Here is a 17,249-nt window from a genome sequence, read left to right as displayed (position 1 = left end):
CACTCATGAAAGCCCTCATCCTCGGCCTCACAGTGGCCATATTGCTTCTTGTCCAGGGCTGTTCGACGCCGCAGCGCCTGGCGGCAGTGCCCTACGAACTGACGGCAAAGGCCGAAATTCCAGGCATGCCAAATGTTCGTTTTGCTTTGGGAGGCGACATCACAGAGCTCTCCCGGACGGCGCAGGCATCCCTGCAACTGGAAAAGGATTACCTCGCAAAACAGGGGCATAAAGGTCCCTTTCCCCCGGCGTTCTTTTTGGCAATATCAGGTGGCGGCGATAACGGCGCGTTCACCGCCGGGCTGATCAATGCGTGGACGGCAACCGGGACGCGTCCGGAATTCAAAGTGGTTACCGGCATCAGTACCGGCGCCCTGATTGCGCCTTTCGCATTTGTCGGCTCAAAGTATGACGCCACGCTGAAGGAGGTCTATACCACGATCTCGCCGAAAGACGTCCTTACGCCGCGTGGTTTTCTGGCTGGCGTGATGAGCGACGGAATGGCCGATAACGCGCCACTGATGAGTCTGACGCGAAAATCCGTGACCGATGATTTTCTCAGGGAAGTCGCCGCGGAGTATGCAAAAGGTCGTTTCCTCCTGATCGCTACCGCCGACCTCGATGCGCGTCGTCCGATCATCTGGGACATGGGGAAAATCGCCACTTTCGGGGGCCCGAAGGCATTGGACCTGTTCGTGCGCGTCATGATCGCATCGGCCTCGATTCCGGGTGGCTTTCCTCCGATGATGCTTGATGTGGAAGTCGACGGCAAAACCTATCAGGAAATGCACGTCGATGGTGGCATCATGGCTCAGGTCTTCGCTTACCCGGCCGCGCTGCGCATCAACGAGTCGGCCGCCGCCGTCGGCATTACCCGTGCGCGCATACTTTACGTGATCCGCAATGCGCGACTCGATCCGGACTGGGCACAGGTTGAGCGCAGTACGATGAGTATTGCCGGTCGCTCAGTCGCCTCACTGATCCACAGCCAGGGCATCGGTGACCTTTACCGCATCTATGCCACCACCCAGCGCGACGGAGTGGACTTCAACCTTGGCTTCATTCCATCGAGTTTCAAGGCAGAGCACAAGGAAGAGTTCGACACCGAATATATGCGAGCACTGTACAAAACTGGTTACGAGATGATGCTAAATGGCTTCCCGTGGCTCAAGGTTCCCCCCGGATTCAGTCCACCGAGCGCGCCAGTAGCTGGAAAATAGCAAGTAGCAAGCCAGACACAATGGGTCAAGAAACCCAGGAAAATCCCATTTCACGTCCGCCGGTGGCGACCAGTTTCAGCTTGGCCTCGACAGCCAGATGACAGGCAGCTAGTATTCAGTCCCTTTCGAAGATGACGGCGAGGCGCCCTGAAGGGATCGGGGCGCCTATCGCGTTACTTGTTGTCCTGGATAGTAGCAAAGCTGTTCATCAAATTGCGATAGTCCGGAATATGATTGGCGAACAAGGTGCCCAGACCCTCGACATCGTTGCGCCAGTCGCGATGCAGTTCGCAGGCGGCGCCAAACCAGGTCATCAGCTGTGCGCCGGCTACCGACATTCGATCCCACGCTGACTGACGGGTGACCTCGTTGAATGTGCCCGAAGCGTCGGTAATGACGAAGACCTCGTAGCCTTCCTGCAGGGCGGACAGTGCCGGGAAGGCGACGCAGACCTCGGTGACGATGCCGGCGATGATCAGTTGTTTTCTGCCTGTCGCCTTGACGGCCTTGACGAAGTCCTCGTTATCCCAGGCATTGATTTGGCCTGGGCGGGCGATGTAGGGCGCCTCCGGGAAGGCTTCCTTGAGTTCGGTCATCAGCGGGCCGTTAGGCCCGTTCTCGAAGCTGGTTGTCAGGATGGTCGGCAGCTTGAAATACTTGGCCAGGTCAGCCAGCGCCAGCACGTTGTTGCGGAACTTTTCCGGCTCGATATCGCGGACCAGAGATGAAAGCCCGGCCTGATGGTCGACCAGCAGGACGGCGGCGTTATTCTTGTCGAGGCGGATGTAGGGATTGCTCATAGTGGATCTCCTTTGCTTGAACAGGCTGTTGGGGCTAACGGTCATGACATGTCGAGACACCCCTGATGATGAAAGCCATGACCGTCCCCCTCTCACTTGCAGTGCGCATTCCGGCTTGCACGCCGGAATCGTTCGCCGGGCAGGGAGCATGCCCCCTGAATTCCCCGCCTCACCCCTGACCCTTCTCCCGCGAGGTGAGAAGGGAGTTTCGTGAGTCGCTTACGCGACTTTCACATTAATGGCCGATCTGTCCGAAATGGCCACTGTTGAAGTCATGCATTGCCTGGGCGATTTCCTCCTCCGAATTCATCACGAAGGGGCCGTAGCCGACGACCGGCTCAGCGAGCGGTTCGCCGTTGAGCAAGAGCAGAGTCGTGTCGTCGGCAACTTCGAATTCGAGATGGCAGCCTTCACGCTCCATGACGGCCAGTTCTGCGGCCCGCACCATGTGCCTCTCGCTGAGGCGAATGGCGCCGCGCAGCACGAAGAGCGCCGTGGTATGTCCGGCCGGCAGCTCGAACGCGACACGATGGCCGGCCTGCAGGCGCAGATCCCAGACGTTCATCGGAGTGAAGCTGCGGGCCGGACCGCTTGCGTCGCCATACTGGCCGGCGATGATGCGTGCAGTACCAGACTGGTCGGGAAGCGCCACTTCCGGAATCTGCCCGGCGTTAATGCCCTGATATCCCGGCGCCGACATTTTGTCCCGAGCCGGCAGGTTGACCCAGAGCTGGACCATCTCGAAGGCGCCGCCTTTTTCGGCGAATTCCGGGCTATGAAATTCCTCGTGGAGAATGCCGGAAGCTGCCGTCATCCACTGCACATCGCCCGGGCCGATGGTGCCGCCGCCACCCGAGGAGTCGCGGTGTGACACGCCGCCCGCGTAGACGATGGTCACCGTCTCGAAGCCGCGATGCGGGTGCTGGCCGACGCCAAGCTTGCGCGTGGTCGGCGGAAAATCGGCCGGCCCGGCGTAGTCCAGCAACAGGAAGGGCGACATTTCCTCGGCGATGTCGCTGTAGGAAAAAATGCTTTTGACCGGGAAGCCATCGCCGACCCAGTGTTTGCCGTTACTGCGCTTGATGAATGCCAGTTTTTTCATGACTGCTCTCCGTATGTGATTAGCTTCACTTTAGAAGGCAAACGATTCGCGCACTAGATGGTTAAATACGGAAACTTTTTTCAATGAGTTGAACAATGGATCTCAACGAAGCCGCCGTCTTCGTCAAGGTGGTGGACGCCGGAAGCTTTAGCGCTGCTGCCCGCCTGCTGGGCTTGCCGACCTCGACCGTCAGCACCCGAGTGGCGCGTCTTGAGAAGCGGCTCGGTGTAACGCTGCTGCAGCGAACGACGCGCCGCCTGCACCTGACCGATGCGGGCGAGTTGTATTACCGGCATGCGTCGACCGGAGTGAGCCATATGCTCGATGCCGAAGCGGCGGTCACGGAAGCTGATGGCGAGCCAAAGGGACTGTTACGGGTGACGGCGCCGGCGGATATCGGCGATCGCCTCCTGGCGGAGATCATCAATCAGTTGCGCCGGAATTGCCCCAAGGTCAGGTTGGAATTGATGCTGACCGATCGCTATGTCGACCTGGTGGCGGAAGGCGTTGATGTCGCAATCCGCACTGGCCATCTCAAGGATTCGACGTTGATTGCCAAACACGCCGGTATCGCCTGCTGGGCGCCCTTTGCCAGCCCCGACTACCTAAAATCGGCACCGCCGCTGGATTCTCCGCAGGCGCTGCTCAATCATTGTTGTCTGCAATTCACGCCCGTCGGCAAGGATGCCTGGACGCTGAACGACAGCAATGGCAGCGTGACCATTCCGATGTCCGGCCAGGTGATGGTCAACGATGTGCGGGTGATCCGTTCAATGGCGCTGGCTGGCGATGGCGTTGCCCTGCTGCCAGTCTATATGTGCCGTCCGGAATGCGAACATGGCAGACTAATGCGAGTCCTGCCGCAATGGCAGGCGAAAGCCGATCCGCTCCACATCGTCTATCCTCGCCAGCGCTTCATGCCACCCAAGTTGAGGGCGTTTGTCGATCTGGCGTCCCAGGCGTTGCGAAAGTGGCTGGAGGAGTGGTGATAATCGAGCGCTGCATACGTCTATCAACCGCGCAGCGCGAAGGCCTCGAAATCGTCTACCGGCAGCGCTTGGCTGAAGAAGTAGCCCTGATAGGCGTCGCAGCCGGCACTCGCCAGAAAGTCCCGCTGCGCTTCGCTGTCCACGCCCTCGGCGATCACCTCCAGCTCCAGGCTGTGAGCCAGCGCCACGATGCCCCTGGCGATAGCCGCGTCGGTGCTGTCGTCAAGGACATCACGCACGAACGACTGGTCGATCTTCACCTGGTCGAGCGGCAAGCGCTTCAGATAGGACAGCGACGAATAGCCGGTACCGAAATCGTCGAGCGCGAAGCCCACACCGCGGGCTTTCAGCCGCGATACCTTCTCGATCAGATCATCGACATCATGCACCAACAAGCTCTCCGTCAGCTCCAGCGTCAAGCGTTTCGGATTGGCGCCCGTCGCACCAAGGATCGCCAGAAGCTTGTCCGCGAAGTCCGCTTCGCGGAACTGCCGTGCACTGACGTTCACCGCCACCGCGAGCCGGTCCAGCGGCGGTCGCTCGGCCCATTTTGCCAGCTGGCTACATACGTTTTCGAGAACCCAATCCCCCAGCGCCAGAATGAGCCCGGTCTGTTCGGCAAGCGGAATGAACTCCGCGGGGGCGACGGTTCCGTGCACGGGGTGGCGCCAGCGCAACAGGGCTTCGCTTCCGATCAGCTTGCCGTCGCCCGCGAACTGCGGCTGATAGTGCAGCTCGAGCTGGCTCTCGCGGAGAGCGCCACGCAGGCTCGCCTCGAGTTCGGCACGCCTGAGCACCAGGATCTGCATCGCCGGGTCGAAGAAATGCAGTCTGGTGCGACCCGCTTCCTTGGCCTTGTACATTGCCATGTCGGCCTGTTTCAAGATGTTGTCGATCGACGTCTCATGCCCGCGGAACAAGGTCGCGCCAACACTCGCCGTGCCGCGATGATCGACGGCGCCAAGAAGGTAGGGGCGAGCCAGGGCGGCGAGAACCTTCTCGCCGACGACTTCGGTCTGCGTCGCCGCCTCGTCGATGTTGGCGCTGAGGTTCTCCAGGAGGATCACGAACTCGTCGCCACCCAGTCGCGCCACGGTATCGCCCTCACGTATGCCCGCGACGAGGCGTTGCGCGACGGCTTTGAGCAGCCGGTCGCCCGGGTCATGTCCCAGCGTATCGTTGAGCGTCTTGAAGTGGTCGAGGTCGATGAACAGCACGGCGCCGAAGGTCTTGTTGCGCTCGCTGACGGTCATCGCCTGTTTCATGTGATCGAGCAGAAGCGCACGCTTCGGCACCCCGGTGACGATGTCGAAGAAAGCCATCTCGGCGATCTTCCGGTCCGCTTTCTTTCGTTCGGTAATGTCGAAATGCGTGGCCACGTAATGGGTCACGGTGCCGGCGCCGTCGCGCACCGGAGAAATCGTCAGCCAGGTCGGATAGACCTCGCCGCTCTTGCGCCGGTCAAAAATTTCTCCCTGCCAGATGCCGGTACTGTGAATGGTCTTCCACATCGTGCGGAAGAAGTGCGCGTCGTGCAGGCCGGATGACAGCATGCCGGGAGTCTTGCCGATGACTTCTTCGGCAGCGTAGCCGGTCACCTCCGTGAACGCCCGGTTGACCCGCAGGATCAGGTGGTGGGCATTGGTGACCATCATGCTGTGTTGTGATTCGAAGGCGACTGCGGCAATGCGCAGATCGGCGTCGGCCCGCTTGCGCTCGGTGATGTCGCTAATCACGATGCGCAGCACGGTCGCGCCATCGGCGTCCTGCGCCGTCGCGGTCTCCAGATGCGCCCAGAATGGCTGCCCGTCAAACTTCAGCATGCGCAGGTCGCAGCCTGGCGCCTGGCCTGTTGACAAGGCCTGTTTGTGGTGCAGGTAGAAGACATCCTGGTCGGCCTTGCGAATGAAGCGGCTGAAGCGCAGCTTGAACAGGGCGCCGCGGTGAGGTTGGCTTCCAGGATCAGCCCGGCCTGACTCACGCTGCAGTAAGCGACCGGGGCCAGGTCATAGATGTCGAAATAGCGCGTCCGCGCGGCTTCCAGCTCAAGCTGCGTCCGACGCAGCTCTTCGTTCTGCATCTCCAGTTCGATCTGATGCACGCGCAGTTCGAGCAGCGCGTCGCGGATCGCTTCGCGTGACAGGCTTGCGTCTTCTTCCAGTGCGCGATCGGTTTGCTGGCGGAGCGCCTCCTCGGCACGCTGGCGAATGGCTTGCTCGGCGCTCAGTGCGCCGTTGGCCATGGGTGGCATCGAGGGGTGATGGCGCTGACTTTTGCGCCCCATGGCATCATCCCGCGGAGCCGTCGACGGCCGCTTTGTTGGCCCGCTCGCTGGTCGCCACCGCGTACATTCGCTCGGCCTCGTCGACCAGCGCGGTGACCGTGATCCACACCTCCAGCAGCGCACCGTCCCTGGTCAAGCGTTGCGTCCTGTGCGGTTCGAGCACTTCGGCACGGCTCAAGCGACGGATCCGCGCCAAGGCCTCCTCGCGCAGTTCCGGAGGGATGCGCTCGCGCACGTTCATCAGCAGCGCCTCGGCCTCACTCCAGCCATACATCTTCACCGCCGCCGGGTTCCAGGACAGGATGCGACCTTCCAGGTCCTGGACGGTGATCGCGTCGGACGCGTCGTGGACCACGACGGCCAGGCGGCGAAGCTGCGCATTGGCCTGGGTGAGCGAGTCTTCCAGCCGTTTCATTTCGGTGATGTCGACAAAGGTGATCACTGCGCCGCCAATCACGTTGTCCAGCGTGCGATAGGGTCGGATGCGCATCAGGTACCACAGGCCATCGACGGTCTGTACCTTGGCGTCCTGGAGTGTCAGGGTGTCGATGACCGTCTGCACGTCGGTCACCAAACGGTCGTAGCCGACCAGGTTGGCGGCGAAGTGCGCCACCGGGCGGCCAATATCGCTCGGAATCAGGTTGATGATCGACGAGGCGGCCGGTGTGAAGCGCAGGATGCGCAGTTGCGCATCCACGAAGATTGTCCCGATGCCGGTGCCGGCAAGCAGGTTGTTCATGTCGTTGTTGGCCTGCGACAAATCGCCGACCTTGGCTTGCAGCTCGCTGTTGACCGTCGCCAGTTCCTCGTTGAGCGATTGCAATTCTTCCTTGGAGGTCTCCAGTTCTTCGTTGGTCGATTGCAGCTCTTCGTTGACCGACTGCATTTCCTCGTTCGACGAGCGGAGCTCCTCGTTGGCGGTCTCGAGTTCCTCCTGCATGCTCTGGAGGTATTCGTCCTTGGCCCGGAGTTCCTCTTCGATGGCCGCGATGCGGGCGTCGCTGTCCGCTTCGCTGTGCTCGCCTGCCGCTTCGGCGCGCCCGGCGCCGGCGCCGATCGGCAGGGCCGCCTGCGGCGGCACTTCGGGATCGGCCGCGGCGGCGTCCACGAAGAGGAGCAGGTACAGGGGCGCCTGCGCTGTCGCGGCCGGGCCGGTGGTCAGCGGGTGAATGCTCAGGTTGACACGCGTAAAATCGCCGTTGCTCTTGACCTGCAGCCCGGTGGCGCGGACGGCGGCCTTGCTGCAAATCGCCTGATGCAGGCCCTTGCTCAGTTCGTGTTGCAGCCCCTGGCGGGCCATCTTGATGACGTTGTTGACGCCAGATTCACCGGGCTGCGGCTCGAGGTAAGCGCCGCAGCGGCCGTGCAGGTAGAGAAGGTCGCCCTGCGCGTTGACCAATGCACAGGCCGGCGCGACGTGCTGCAGGATGGCTTGTTCGGTGACCTCGCGCAGCGGCACCTTCATCGGAAAGGCCGCCCGTGCAGCGCTACGGTAGCGTGCCGGCCGGGACGGCAGAAACCAGCCCAGGCCCGGGCGTGCCGCGCCAGTAAACCCCTCCTTGCGCTGGTAAAGCTTCGCCTTGCTGTCCACCACGGCAAACAGATCGGTGAAATTGCCGATGCTTTCCGACGTGCCGAGGAACAGGACGCCGTCGGGATTCAGCGCGTAATGGAACAGGGGAATGACTTTCTGCTGCAACTCCTGGCCGAAATAGATCAGCAGATTGCGACAGCTGATCAGGTCCAGCCGCGAGAACGGTGGATCCTGGCAGACGTCCTGCTCGGAAAAGATCAACAGGTCACGCACGCTCTTGTTGATCACGTAAGCACTGCCATCCGGTTCCCGGGTAAAGAAACGCGCCAGGCGCTCCGGCGACACGTCGCTGGCGATGCTCGCCGGATAACGGCCAGCGCGCCCGGTCGCCATCGCCCGGGCGTCGATGTCGGTGGCAAAAAGCTGCACGGCGTACCGGCGCTCGATCGCCTCCATCTGTTCGAGCAGCAGGATGGCGATCGAATAGGCCTCTTCGCCGGTAGAGCATCCCGGTGCCCAGACGCGGACCACCTCGCCATCGGGCTTGTTGGCGAACAACGGCGGGATGATCCGTCCGGCAAGGACCTTGAAGGCCTCCGGATCGCGGAAGAAGCTGGTCACGCCGATCAGCAGGTCGGCAAACAGCGCCTCGATTTCTTGCGCTGTCTTCTGCAGGTACTGGACGTAGCCGTCCAGCGCCTCGATCTGGTGCAGGCTCATGCGGCGCAGAATGCGGCGGTGGATACTGCTCATCTTGTATTGCGAAAAATCGTGGCCGGTCTGCGCGCGCACCAGGACGAAGATTTTTTTAAGCGCGTCCCGGATCTTGGGTGCCGGTTCGGCAAGCAGCGGAGCCAGCCGGCCAAAGGCGTGCGTCGCGTAACTGATGATCTGGGCAGGCATCTCGGCCGGCGGCAGCTGCCAATCCACCAGGCCGGTGGCGATGGCGCTGCGCGGCATGCCGTCAAAAGTGCTGGAGCCGGGCTCCTAGGCCATGACCATGCCGCCTTCGGCCTTGATCGCCCGGACCCCCAGCGTGCCGTCGCTGCCGGTGCCGGCGAGCACGACGCCAATGGCGTACTCGTGCTGGTTCTGGGCCAGCGAGCGGAAGAAGAAGTCGATCGGCAAACGCTGGCCGCGTGGTTCGGACGGCGGCAGCAATTCCAGCCGGCCATGGAGGAACGCCATCTGGCGGCTCGGCGGAATGACGTAGACGCAGTTTGGACGTACCTCCATGCCGTCGGTGACCTCGACCACCCGCATGCGCGTGTAACGCTGGATCAGATCGGGGAGGATGCTCTTGTGGTCCGGCGCCAGGTGCTGCACGAGCACGAAAGCCATGCCCGGGTCGCTATCGGCCGGCATCCCGGAGAAGAAGGCTTCGAACGCTGCCAGCCCGCCGGCCGAGGCGCCAATGCCGACGATCGGGAAGGGAGTGTCCGGGGTGCTCTCGGGTGAATCGGAGTCGCTCGGTGGCGTTACCGAAGCTTGCGGCTTGGGCTTCCCCGTCGCTTTTCCACGTTGCATCCGCCGTGCCTCTTGTGTGCTTGTTGTCGCGCCGGAAGATACGCCACCTAACGGCAAAGTCAAACACGCATCTCCTTCAAGCTCATACCAAGGTGGACAAGGCTGCCCCTATTCGGTTGCGGAGCTCCTCGCTAGAATGGCTGGATGCCAAAACAGCTTCCTCCCGCGATCCCGGAACTCAATCGTCGCCGCGCGACGGCTGGCCTGATCCCCATCTATACGTTCGTCGCCGGCCGGCGGCAGTACCGGCACGAAGCGCTTGTTGCCGAGCCTGTCGTCGTAGAGCGCCGGCGTGATGTGCTGCGACTCCCAGCCTCCCACGATGATTCCTCGGGACGAAATTGCCGCTCGCCCGGATCGGGATGATTGCTTCCTTGTAAAGCGAGTTTCCTCACGCTGAACGGTACCGGCCATCCAGTCTTCGTGAGACAAAAAGCAGGCGGCAGATTCTTCCGCCCCTCTCGCGAGCTGCACTTTCTCAAGCAGGCCAATCGCCTAACGATCATGGCAGTCGAGATACCCCGGATGATGAAAGTCATGACCCTCCCCCCTTCCCCCGGCCCTTCTCCCGCAGGGGGAGAAGAGAGGTTCGTGAGTCGCATACGCGACTTTCACGATAGACTGATTGGCCCAAAAGGCGGCAATGAGGAGTAGACAGAAGCAGGTCGCCTCGAAGCGATCTGTCGAGCCATTACCGGCGTTACCCATCGATGCGACTTCAACAGCCTGTTCAGGCTTGCCCCGCGTGGCCATTTTCTTCGCGATGATCTCGTGCAAGCACGTGCAGCCTGTGAAATCACAAGCCAGCAGCGTCGAGCGAGCCAACAGAGAGGTGCTGGAAGCGTCAGGGCCCTCCCCTGACCATAATGAAGACTCGTAGACGGTTCATGGTGCCCCTGGATTTGATGCTTTTCCGGGGCTGCTGCCGTAGGCCGGTTGTTCGGCTCGTTTTGACAGGATTTTCGCTCGCCATCCGCGTGGAGGAAAGACGATGAATTTCAAGGACAAGACCCCTGTCCAGTTCGCGAAGGAAGTGCTCGGTGGCCGCGAGATCTCGGCCGCCGAGTCGCGCAATCTGGTGAAGCAACTCAAGGACGAGCACGCCTTTGGGTACGCGCGCAAGGTCCTGGCGCGCGCGCGCAAGAGCCGGGTCGACGATGCGCAGCTGGCGATCTGGCTGCGCCAGCAACACGCCCTCTGCACCTACAAGGACCCCGACCTGCCGGCGTCGACGCGCTTCGACCTCGCACTCGAGATTCTCGCAACGGGCGAAGACCTCGGCGCGACGAAGGACCAGGAGACGCTGGGGCTTGCCGGTGCGATCCACAAGCGGATGTGGGAGGTCGACGGCCAGCGCGACCACCTCGAATGGTCACTCAGCTTCTACCGCCGCGGCTACGAGCTTGGCGTCGAGCCGGATGCAGGCTACACGGCGATCAACGCCGCCTACGTCGCCGACCTGCTCGGCGTGGAGTCGGCGGCGGACGCTAAAGGCGGGCTGACCTCGCAGGCCGCCGCGGCGTATCGCAAGTTGGCGCGCACCATTCGCGAGGACATCATCCAGACCCTCGTGCCGCTCGCGGAGGAGCCCGCAAACAAACTCATCACTGGGCAGTGGTGGTTCGTCTGCACCATAGCGGAGGCCTACTTCGGCCTTGCTCGCTACGACCAGGCGAGCGAATGGCTGCGCGAGGCGGCAGCGATCGAGAATGTCTCGGAGTGGGAGTTCCAATCGACGGCCCAGCAGCTCACGAAGCTGGCGCGGCTCCAATCCGCGGGCGAAGTGGACAGCGGCGAAACGTTCCGGAGTTCCCCGGCCGGCAGGACCTTGCTCGCCTTCCTCGGCAACGACGCGCTCGGCCTGCAATCGGCATACCTCGGCAAGTTCGGTCTCGCCCTCTCGGGCGGTGGCTTCCGCGCTTCCCTCTACCACATCGGAGTCCTCGCGCGGCTCGCGGAGCTCGATGTCTTGCGCAACGTCGAGGTCATCTCCTGCGTCTCGGGGGGTTCGATTCTCGGCGCCCACTACTACCTCGAGGTCCAGAAGCTGCTCGAGTCCAAGAACGACCTCGACATCACGCGTCAGGACTACATCGATATCGTCCGACGCGTGGCGCGGGATTTTCTGGCGGGTGTTCAACGGAACATCCGTTGGCTTGTCGCCGCGTCCTTTCTCACCAACCTGAAGATGATCTTCCGCCCGAGCTACTCGCGCTCCGACCGGCTGGGGGAACTCTACGAGGAGTGCCTCTACGCACGCATTCAGGACGGCAAGGGGGGGAGCGAACGCTTCATGAAGGACCTGTTCGTGAAGCCGAAGGGCTGCGCGACGGACTTCAACCCAAAACGCGACAACTGGCGTCGCAAGAACAAGGTGCCGACGCTGATCCTCAACGCGACGACGCTGAACACGGGTCACAACTGGCAGTTCACGGCGTCGTGGATGGGAGAATCGCCCTGGTCCGTCGACCCCGCGGTCGACGGGAACTACCGGCTGCGTCGGGTGTACTACGACGACGCGCAGGGCATCGAGATGAAGGATGGCGAGCGACGCGGCGTCCGACTCGGAACTGCGGTGGCGGCTTCGGCCTGCGTTCCCGGCCTGTTCGAGCCGATCGTGCTGCGCGGCGTCTACGCGAACAAGACGGTGCGACTCGTCGATGGCGGCGTGCACGACAACCAGGGTGTCGTCGGCCTGTTGGAGCAGGATTGCAATGTGCTGCTGGTGAGTGACGCGAGCGGGCAGATGGAGTCGCAGGATGAGCCGAGCAACAGCGTCATCGGCGTCCCCCTGCGCTCGAACAGCATCCTGATGTCGCGCGTGCGCGAAGCGGAGTACGACGATCTGGTTGCGCGCCGAAGCACGTCGCTGCTGCGCGGCTTCATGTTCGTCCATCTCAAGAAGGACCTCGACGTGGAGGCGGTGAACTGGGCTGGCTGCGACGAGCCGATCGAGGCTTCGGACGACGCCCGCCCGGCCGAGCTCCGCGGCCCACGCACGCGCTACGGTATTCGCAAGAGCGTGCAGCGGCGGCTGGCGGCCATCCGAACCGACCTCGATTCGTTTTCGGATAGCGAAGCCTACGCGCTCATGGTCAGCGGCTACCGGATGACCGAATTCGAGTTTCCGCGCACCGTGTCGGGCTGCGAAGCACCTGCGGAGGAAGCCGTGCAGTGGCCGTTTCTCGCGGTCGAGCCGGCGATGGACCGCGCCGACGACTCCGGCAAGCTGATGGAGTTGCTCTCGGTGGCTGACCAGGGAGCATTCAAGGTCTGGAAGCTGTACCCGCCACTGAGGATTCTCGCTTGGATCCTTGTTGCTGTCCTCGGTGCCTGCGCCGCGTGGTGGCTGTGGGAGAAGCGCGACGAGGCGGTGATCACCTACCAGACAATCGGCGTTTCGCTGCTGGTCCTGATTGCGAGCACGGTTCTCGGCAAGAGCGTCATGCGCATCGTGCGCTTCCGCGAGACGGTGACGAAGATTCTCTTCGGCATCGGGATGGCGCTCATCGGCTTCTTCGTGGCGAAGATACACCTGGCTTTCTTCGACAAACGCTTCCTGAAGCTTGGGCGCATCAAGCGCTTGCTGCCGTAGCCCGGATTCCTCACCAAGGAGTCGATCAAGCCTTTGCCAAGGGAAAGAGAGTTGCATTCACCGGGAAGAGTGTGCACTTTGCGCACGATCATCGGCGCCCTATCCGTAAAACCGCCTCTGGATCGCCCCCGTGCAAAGCAGCATTTCTTGCACTTTGTAACAGATCAGGGAGAATGCGCGGTTCGCCTGTGAAATAGCGCCCTGCCTTCCAGTGGTAACGGCCACGGGTAAAAGACGTAACGTGTCTAGGCACGAACACCACGAGGGAGCATGACCATCATGCGCCGCCAAACGACCTATCATTCGCAGAACATACGTTCTCAGCTCTGGGCTAATCAACCATGAAAAAAACCATCCACGACAGGAAAATCCGCATCGGCGTTGTCGGTTGCGGCCGCATCGCCAAAAGCCATTTTTCGTCCATCGAAGCGCATTCTGAAAATATCGAACTGGTGGCGCTCTGCGATAGCAATGGCGTAACCCTCAAAGCCCACCAAGAGCAATATCAGGTCCCAGGTTACCGGAGCCTTGAAGAGATGCTCACCTCCGAGCAACTCGATCTCGTCTCCCTTTGTACGCCAAGCGGCCTCCACCCGGAACAGGCCGTTGTTGCCGCCCGACTCGGGGTGAATGTGATGACCGAAAAGCCCATGGCGACGCGCTGGCAAGACGGCATGCGCATGGTCAGGGCGTGTGACGAAGCGGGAGTGCACCTCTTCGTGGTCAAGCAGAACCGCCGTAATTCAACGCTACAGCTTCTCAAACGTGCCGTAGAAGAGAAGCGCTTCGGCAAGATCTATATGGTCACAATCAATGTCTTCTGGACCCGCCCTCAAGAGTACTATGATTCCGCAAAGTGGCGCGGCACATGGGAACTGGACGGAGGGGCGTTCATGAACCAGGCCAGCCACTATGTGGATCTCATCGACTGGCTGATCGGCCCGGTAGATGCCGTGCACGCCATGATGGCAACGCTGGGACGCGACATCCAGGTCGAGGATTCTGGCGTTATCAACATCCGCTGGCGAAGCGGTGCCCTCGGCTCGATGAACGTGACCATGCTCGCCTACCCGAAGAACCTTGAGGGTTCGATCACAATTCTGGGAGAGAAAGGCACGGTCCGCGTCGGCGGCGTCGCGGTCAATGATATCCAGATCTGGGATTTTGCCGAGGGCCGCGACTACGATGAGAAGGTCATGGATGCCAACTACCAGACCACGTCCGTCTACGGTCTGGGCCACCCCCTGTATTACAAGAACGTGGTCGACGTCATGCGTGGCGAAGCAGAACCAGAAACCGATGGCCGCGAGGGTTTGCGCTCGCTGGAAGTATTGATCGCTGCCTATCTCTCGGCTCGCGATGGCCGAACCGTTTCGCTCCCCCTGGAATACTGAGCGCCGGACTGGCGCTTGGCGGCTACCGGAATCGCCGGCGGCCCCAGGCCCAGGCCCAGGCCCTCACCAACCTACTAAAAAAGGAAGCTGCGCAGCAAAATGCATGCACAAATCCATCCTACCGCCATCGTCGACGATGGCGCTGAAATCGGCGAAGGAACCCGCGTCTGGCATTGGGTTCACGTGTCTGCCGGCGCCCGCATCGGCAAAGCCTGTTCTCTGGGGCAGAATGTCTTTGTCGGCAACCGTGTCGTCACTGGCGACAACGTCAAGATCCAGAACAACGTTTCTGTTTACGACAATGTCACGCTGGAAGACGACGTGTTCTGCGGCCCGAGCATGGTTTTCACGAATGTCTACAACCCACGCTCCGCAGTTAATCGGAAAGATCAGTATCGCGATACGCTCGTCAAGCGCGGCGCGACAATTGGTGCCAACAGCACGATCGTCTGTGGCACCACAATTGGCGAATACGCTTTCATAGCTGCCGGCGCTGTCGTCAATCGTGATGTGAAAGCCTATGCGCTCATGGTCGGGGTCCCCGCCCGCCAAGTTGGCTGGATGAGCCAGTACGGTGAACGACTCGATTTGCCTCTCGCGGGCAACGCAAGGATCACCTGCCCGAATACTGGCACGACGTATGAACTAATCGACGGGATCTGCACCTGTCCCGGCCCCTGAGCACACGCGGCACGCAGCGCGCGACCGCGTAACTGCTGCGTACCGCCCTCATCGAGCAGTCTCCGCTTCAGTCTTTCCGGAACAACCGGCCGATCATGCGTTGCCACACCGGCTGCAACAGCGCACGCTCGGCTCGCCAGGCCAGCAGTTCATCGAGCGCCCTCTCGGGTGTCGTGAACCGGCCCGTGGTTCGTGATACGTAGGTGGGATACAGGACGAGCACGCCCGCCACCAGTTCGTCAAGCGTCAAGCGGCGGCTACGGCGAGCCGGCGGCAAATGATCGACCGTCAAACCCCAACCGGCGTAGAACGGTTGCCCGTAGCAGACAACCACCCTGCCCCGCAGGAGCGCTTCAAAACCGGTCAATGAAGTCAGGGTATGTACCTCATCGACTTCTGACAGCAACTCGCCCATGGCCACGTCAATCACCACCTCGTCGCACCAGCGCTTGGCCTCACCCTCCCCCTGTCCCTGCAGGCGAAGCCCGGCGACGACATCGGGGTGTGGTTTGTAGATCACGTAGGCATCCGGGTTGGCGGCGCGCACGGCACTCAACAAGTCAACATTACGGCGAATGACCGGTGCACCATACGCGAGCGAAGCATCCGACTCGACCTGCCCGGGCACCAGGATCACCCGCCGCCACGTCTGCGACGGCTGATCCTGCCGAGCACTGGAGCCGTCGCCCCAACGAGGGTTACCTGCAAGTTGCCGATGAGGCGTCGCTACGGCGATACTCGGTGGCCGCAGCCAGCGGGCGCTGCCAACGTTGTACTTAGTCAGTCCGGAGTTCACCAGGCGCTCGCGTAACGCGCGCGCCCGCACCAGCAATGCTTCGTCAAACGCCGTACTCTGCAAGAGGACTTCCAGGTCCGACGCACAGGTCGCATCGTAGTAGATGCCACGCTGGTCCATCACCCAGGACAGCGGGCGGATGAGATCGGCTCCCAGGCCGACCGAACGCAGGAAGCCGTCTTCCAGCCGGACAAGCTTGTTGCTATTCGGGGCGAGACCTGCCGGTTGTTTTCGCCCCCACACCGCAAGTAGCGCTCCCGCTGCGACCGAATCCGCCGCTCGCGGAAAGTGCACTTCTGATCCCTGAAAAAAACTCCGCACGATCGGCGTCTTCCAGCGCGAAAACTCGAACGCGACCACCTCATTGGGAAAGCGCTCGCGCATCCGGCGCTGCAGTCCCAACCATTCGAGCAGGCGTTCAACGGCACAGCGTGTGCCCGTTTCAGGGTCAATGTAGCGCGGATAGGCAATCAACGCACCGAATACCAGATTCTCGAGGGGCACCGAGCGGCGCCGCTCCGGCGCCACCAATTCGTCATCGGTCAGCCCCCAGCCGGCGTAGAACGGCATACCGAAGGTTCGCACGCGTTTGCCCCACAACAGGCCTTCGAAGCCCATTTGTGAGGTCACCGTGTACACCGCCTGCGCGTGTTCGAGGAGAGAAACCGGGTGCACATCCTGCCCGAGGACCTTTATCCGCGGGTCGATCGAGAGCGCCGCGAGATCGAAATGGCCGCGCTTGTAACCGGCCATCACCTCGGGATGAACCTTGAGCAGTACCAGACAGTCGGGGTTCTCGGCCAGTGCGGCGTCAAGCATGCGCTGAAAGCAGGCTTCGTCGCCCATGCCGAAGCGAATCGAGGCATCGCCCGCAGTCTGGTCCACGACCAGAACGAAGGGACCAAGACTGCTGGGTTCCGCGGTCTCGGATGCGGCGAAATACTCTCGCGAGTGGTTGTATTTCGATACCCGCGCCGCCCGCCACTTCGACAGCAGAACCCGTGCCCGTGCGCTCTGCTCGCTCGTCAGTTCAGTGGCAATCAGACATTCAAGCCGCGAAGCTTGATGCGCATCGTAGTAAATCCCGAGATCGTCAACCACCACTGACAAGGGCGGCTCGTTCCGGCCAAGTCCGAGCGAGCGCAAGAAGCCGTCTTCAAGGCAAATGAAAGGAATCATTCGCCCCTCGGCGACGCGGATGGCACGTCGGGCAAAGCGGCTCCTGCCCCAACCCACGGTCGCCGCCAGTTCAGCCGGCGCTCTGAAGACGCAACGAACCACGGCCCCACCGAGAAACTCCTCCAGACCACGCATTTTTCGCAGTCCG

General features: G+C 61.8%; 12 protein-coding genes. 5 read left to right on the top strand and 7 right to left on the bottom strand.

Annotated features, from left to right (window positions below; genetic code table 11):
- Window positions 1–5 precede the first annotated feature (5 nt).
- The gene (locus tag QZ648_RS19260; protein ID WP_291997999.1) at window positions 6–1,220 is read left to right on the top strand and encodes a patatin-like phospholipase family protein; all 1,215 of its coding nucleotides are present in this window, start codon (window positions 6–8) and stop codon (window positions 1,218–1,220) included.
- Between the two features lie 173 nt (window positions 1,221–1,393).
- On the opposite strand, the gene ycaC is transcribed toward QZ648_RS19260, so the two are convergent.
- Both ycaC and QZ648_RS19250 read right to left on the bottom strand, forming a co-directional pair.
- Window positions 1,394–2,020 (bottom strand): isochorismate family cysteine hydrolase YcaC, encoded by a 627-nt coding sequence (gene ycaC, locus QZ648_RS19255; RefSeq protein ID WP_169066072.1) that lies wholly within the window; start codon window positions 2,018–2,020, stop codon window positions 1,394–1,396.
- A gap of 235 nt (window positions 2,021–2,255) precedes the next feature.
- Complete coding sequence (locus QZ648_RS19250) at window positions 2,256–3,122, bottom strand: pirin family protein (RefSeq protein WP_291997998.1); 867 nt, start codon at window positions 3,120–3,122, stop codon at window positions 2,256–2,258.
- Between the two features lie 95 nt (window positions 3,123–3,217).
- Here QZ648_RS19250 and QZ648_RS19245 point away from each other — a divergent pair, with 95 nt between their 5' ends.
- Window positions 3,218–4,111 (top strand): LysR family transcriptional regulator, encoded by an 894-nt coding sequence (locus tag QZ648_RS19245; RefSeq protein WP_169066074.1) that lies wholly within the window; start codon window positions 3,218–3,220, stop codon window positions 4,109–4,111.
- A gap of 23 nt (window positions 4,112–4,134) precedes the next feature.
- Here the strand turns inward: QZ648_RS19245 and QZ648_RS19240 are convergent, their stop codons facing one another.
- The 4 genes from QZ648_RS19240 to QZ648_RS25145 are packed head-to-tail and all read right to left on the bottom strand — an operon-like array spanning window position 4,135 to window position 9,456.
- The gene (locus tag QZ648_RS19240; RefSeq protein ID WP_366144197.1) at window positions 4,135–5,934 is read right to left on the bottom strand and encodes an EAL domain-containing protein; all 1,800 of its coding nucleotides are present in this window, start codon (window positions 5,932–5,934) and stop codon (window positions 4,135–4,137) included.
- Entirely contained in the window at window positions 5,928–6,395 is a 468-nt protein-coding gene (locus QZ648_RS19235; protein ID WP_291997997.1) for a hypothetical protein, read from the bottom strand. The genes QZ648_RS19240 and QZ648_RS19235 overlap by 7 nt, the downstream gene beginning before the upstream one ends.
- Window positions 6,396–6,399: 4 nt before the next feature.
- The gene (locus QZ648_RS19230; RefSeq protein WP_366144196.1) at window positions 6,400–8,889 is read right to left on the bottom strand and encodes a CheR family methyltransferase; all 2,490 of its coding nucleotides are present in this window, start codon (window positions 8,887–8,889) and stop codon (window positions 6,400–6,402) included.
- Between the two features lie 27 nt (window positions 8,890–8,916).
- Window positions 8,917–9,456 carry a chemotaxis protein CheB gene (locus QZ648_RS25145; RefSeq protein WP_366144195.1) on the bottom strand — a complete coding sequence of 180 codons (540 nt, stop codon included), beginning with the start codon at window positions 9,454–9,456 and terminating at the stop codon, window positions 8,917–8,919.
- 991 nt (window positions 9,457–10,447) lie between these two features.
- On the opposite strand from QZ648_RS25145, the gene QZ648_RS19225 reads away from it, so the two are divergent.
- The 3 genes from QZ648_RS19225 (at window position 10,448) to QZ648_RS19215 (ending at window position 15,126) form a co-directional block, all read left to right on the top strand.
- The gene (locus QZ648_RS19225; protein ID WP_291997996.1) at window positions 10,448–13,051 is read left to right on the top strand and encodes a patatin-like phospholipase family protein; all 2,604 of its coding nucleotides are present in this window, start codon (window positions 10,448–10,450) and stop codon (window positions 13,049–13,051) included.
- A gap of 341 nt (window positions 13,052–13,392) precedes the next feature.
- The gene (locus QZ648_RS19220; protein ID WP_291997995.1) at window positions 13,393–14,445 is read left to right on the top strand and encodes a Gfo/Idh/MocA family oxidoreductase; all 1,053 of its coding nucleotides are present in this window, start codon (window positions 13,393–13,395) and stop codon (window positions 14,443–14,445) included.
- A 99-nt stretch (window positions 14,446–14,544) separates the two neighbouring features.
- On the top strand, window positions 14,545–15,126 hold the full coding sequence (locus tag QZ648_RS19215; RefSeq protein WP_291997994.1) for an acyltransferase: 582 nt from the start codon (window positions 14,545–14,547) through the stop codon (window positions 15,124–15,126).
- A gap of 67 nt (window positions 15,127–15,193) precedes the next feature.
- On the opposite strand, the gene QZ648_RS19210 is transcribed toward QZ648_RS19215, so the two are convergent.
- Window positions 15,194–17,236 carry a capsular polysaccharide biosynthesis protein gene (locus QZ648_RS19210; RefSeq protein WP_366144194.1) on the bottom strand — a complete coding sequence of 681 codons (2,043 nt, stop codon included), beginning with the start codon at window positions 17,234–17,236 and terminating at the stop codon, window positions 15,194–15,196.
- Window positions 17,237–17,249 lie beyond the last annotated feature (13 nt).

The sequence above is a fragment of the Candidatus Accumulibacter sp. ACC012 genome, from assembly GCF_907163155.1.
GTDB classification, from domain to species: Bacteria; Pseudomonadota; Gammaproteobacteria; order Burkholderiales; family Rhodocyclaceae; genus Accumulibacter; species Accumulibacter delftensis.
Note: the sequence above shows the minus strand (reverse complement) of the source record. Positions and strands in the feature narration are given on the sequence as shown.

Coding starts and splice junctions, on each gene's coding strand:
- QZ648_RS19225 (WP_291997996.1), top strand. CDS start 10,448: ATGAATTTCAAGGACAAGACCCCTGTCCAGTTCGCGAAGGAAGTGCTC.
- QZ648_RS19235 (WP_291997997.1), bottom strand. CDS start 6,395: ATGGGGCGCAAAAGTCAGCGCCATCACCCCTCGATGCCACCCATGGCC.
- QZ648_RS19250 (WP_291997998.1), bottom strand. CDS start 3,122: ATGAAAAAACTGGCATTCATCAAGCGCAGTAACGGCAAACACTGGGTC.
- QZ648_RS19260 (WP_291997999.1), top strand. CDS start 6: ATGAAAGCCCTCATCCTCGGCCTCACAGTGGCCATATTGCTTCTTGTC.
- QZ648_RS19230 (WP_366144196.1), bottom strand. CDS start 8,889: ATGCCGCGCAGCGCCATCGCCACCGGCCTGGTGGATTGGCAGCTGCCG.
- QZ648_RS25145 (WP_366144195.1), bottom strand. CDS start 9,456: ATGCAACGTGGAAAAGCGACGGGGAAGCCCAAGCCGCAAGCTTCGGTA.
- QZ648_RS19210 (WP_366144194.1), bottom strand. CDS start 17,236: ATGCGTGGTCTGGAGGAGTTTCTCGGTGGGGCCGTGGTTCGTTGCGTC.
- QZ648_RS19240 (WP_366144197.1), bottom strand. CDS start 5,934: ATGCTGAAGTTTGACGGGCAGCCATTCTGGGCGCATCTGGAGACCGCG.
- ycaC (WP_169066072.1), bottom strand. CDS start 2,020: ATGAGCAATCCCTACATCCGCCTCGACAAGAATAACGCCGCCGTCCTG.
- QZ648_RS19245 (WP_169066074.1), top strand. CDS start 3,218: ATGGATCTCAACGAAGCCGCCGTCTTCGTCAAGGTGGTGGACGCCGGA.
- QZ648_RS19220 (WP_291997995.1), top strand. CDS start 13,393: ATGAAAAAAACCATCCACGACAGGAAAATCCGCATCGGCGTTGTCGGT.
- QZ648_RS19215 (WP_291997994.1), top strand. CDS start 14,545: ATGCATGCACAAATCCATCCTACCGCCATCGTCGACGATGGCGCTGAA.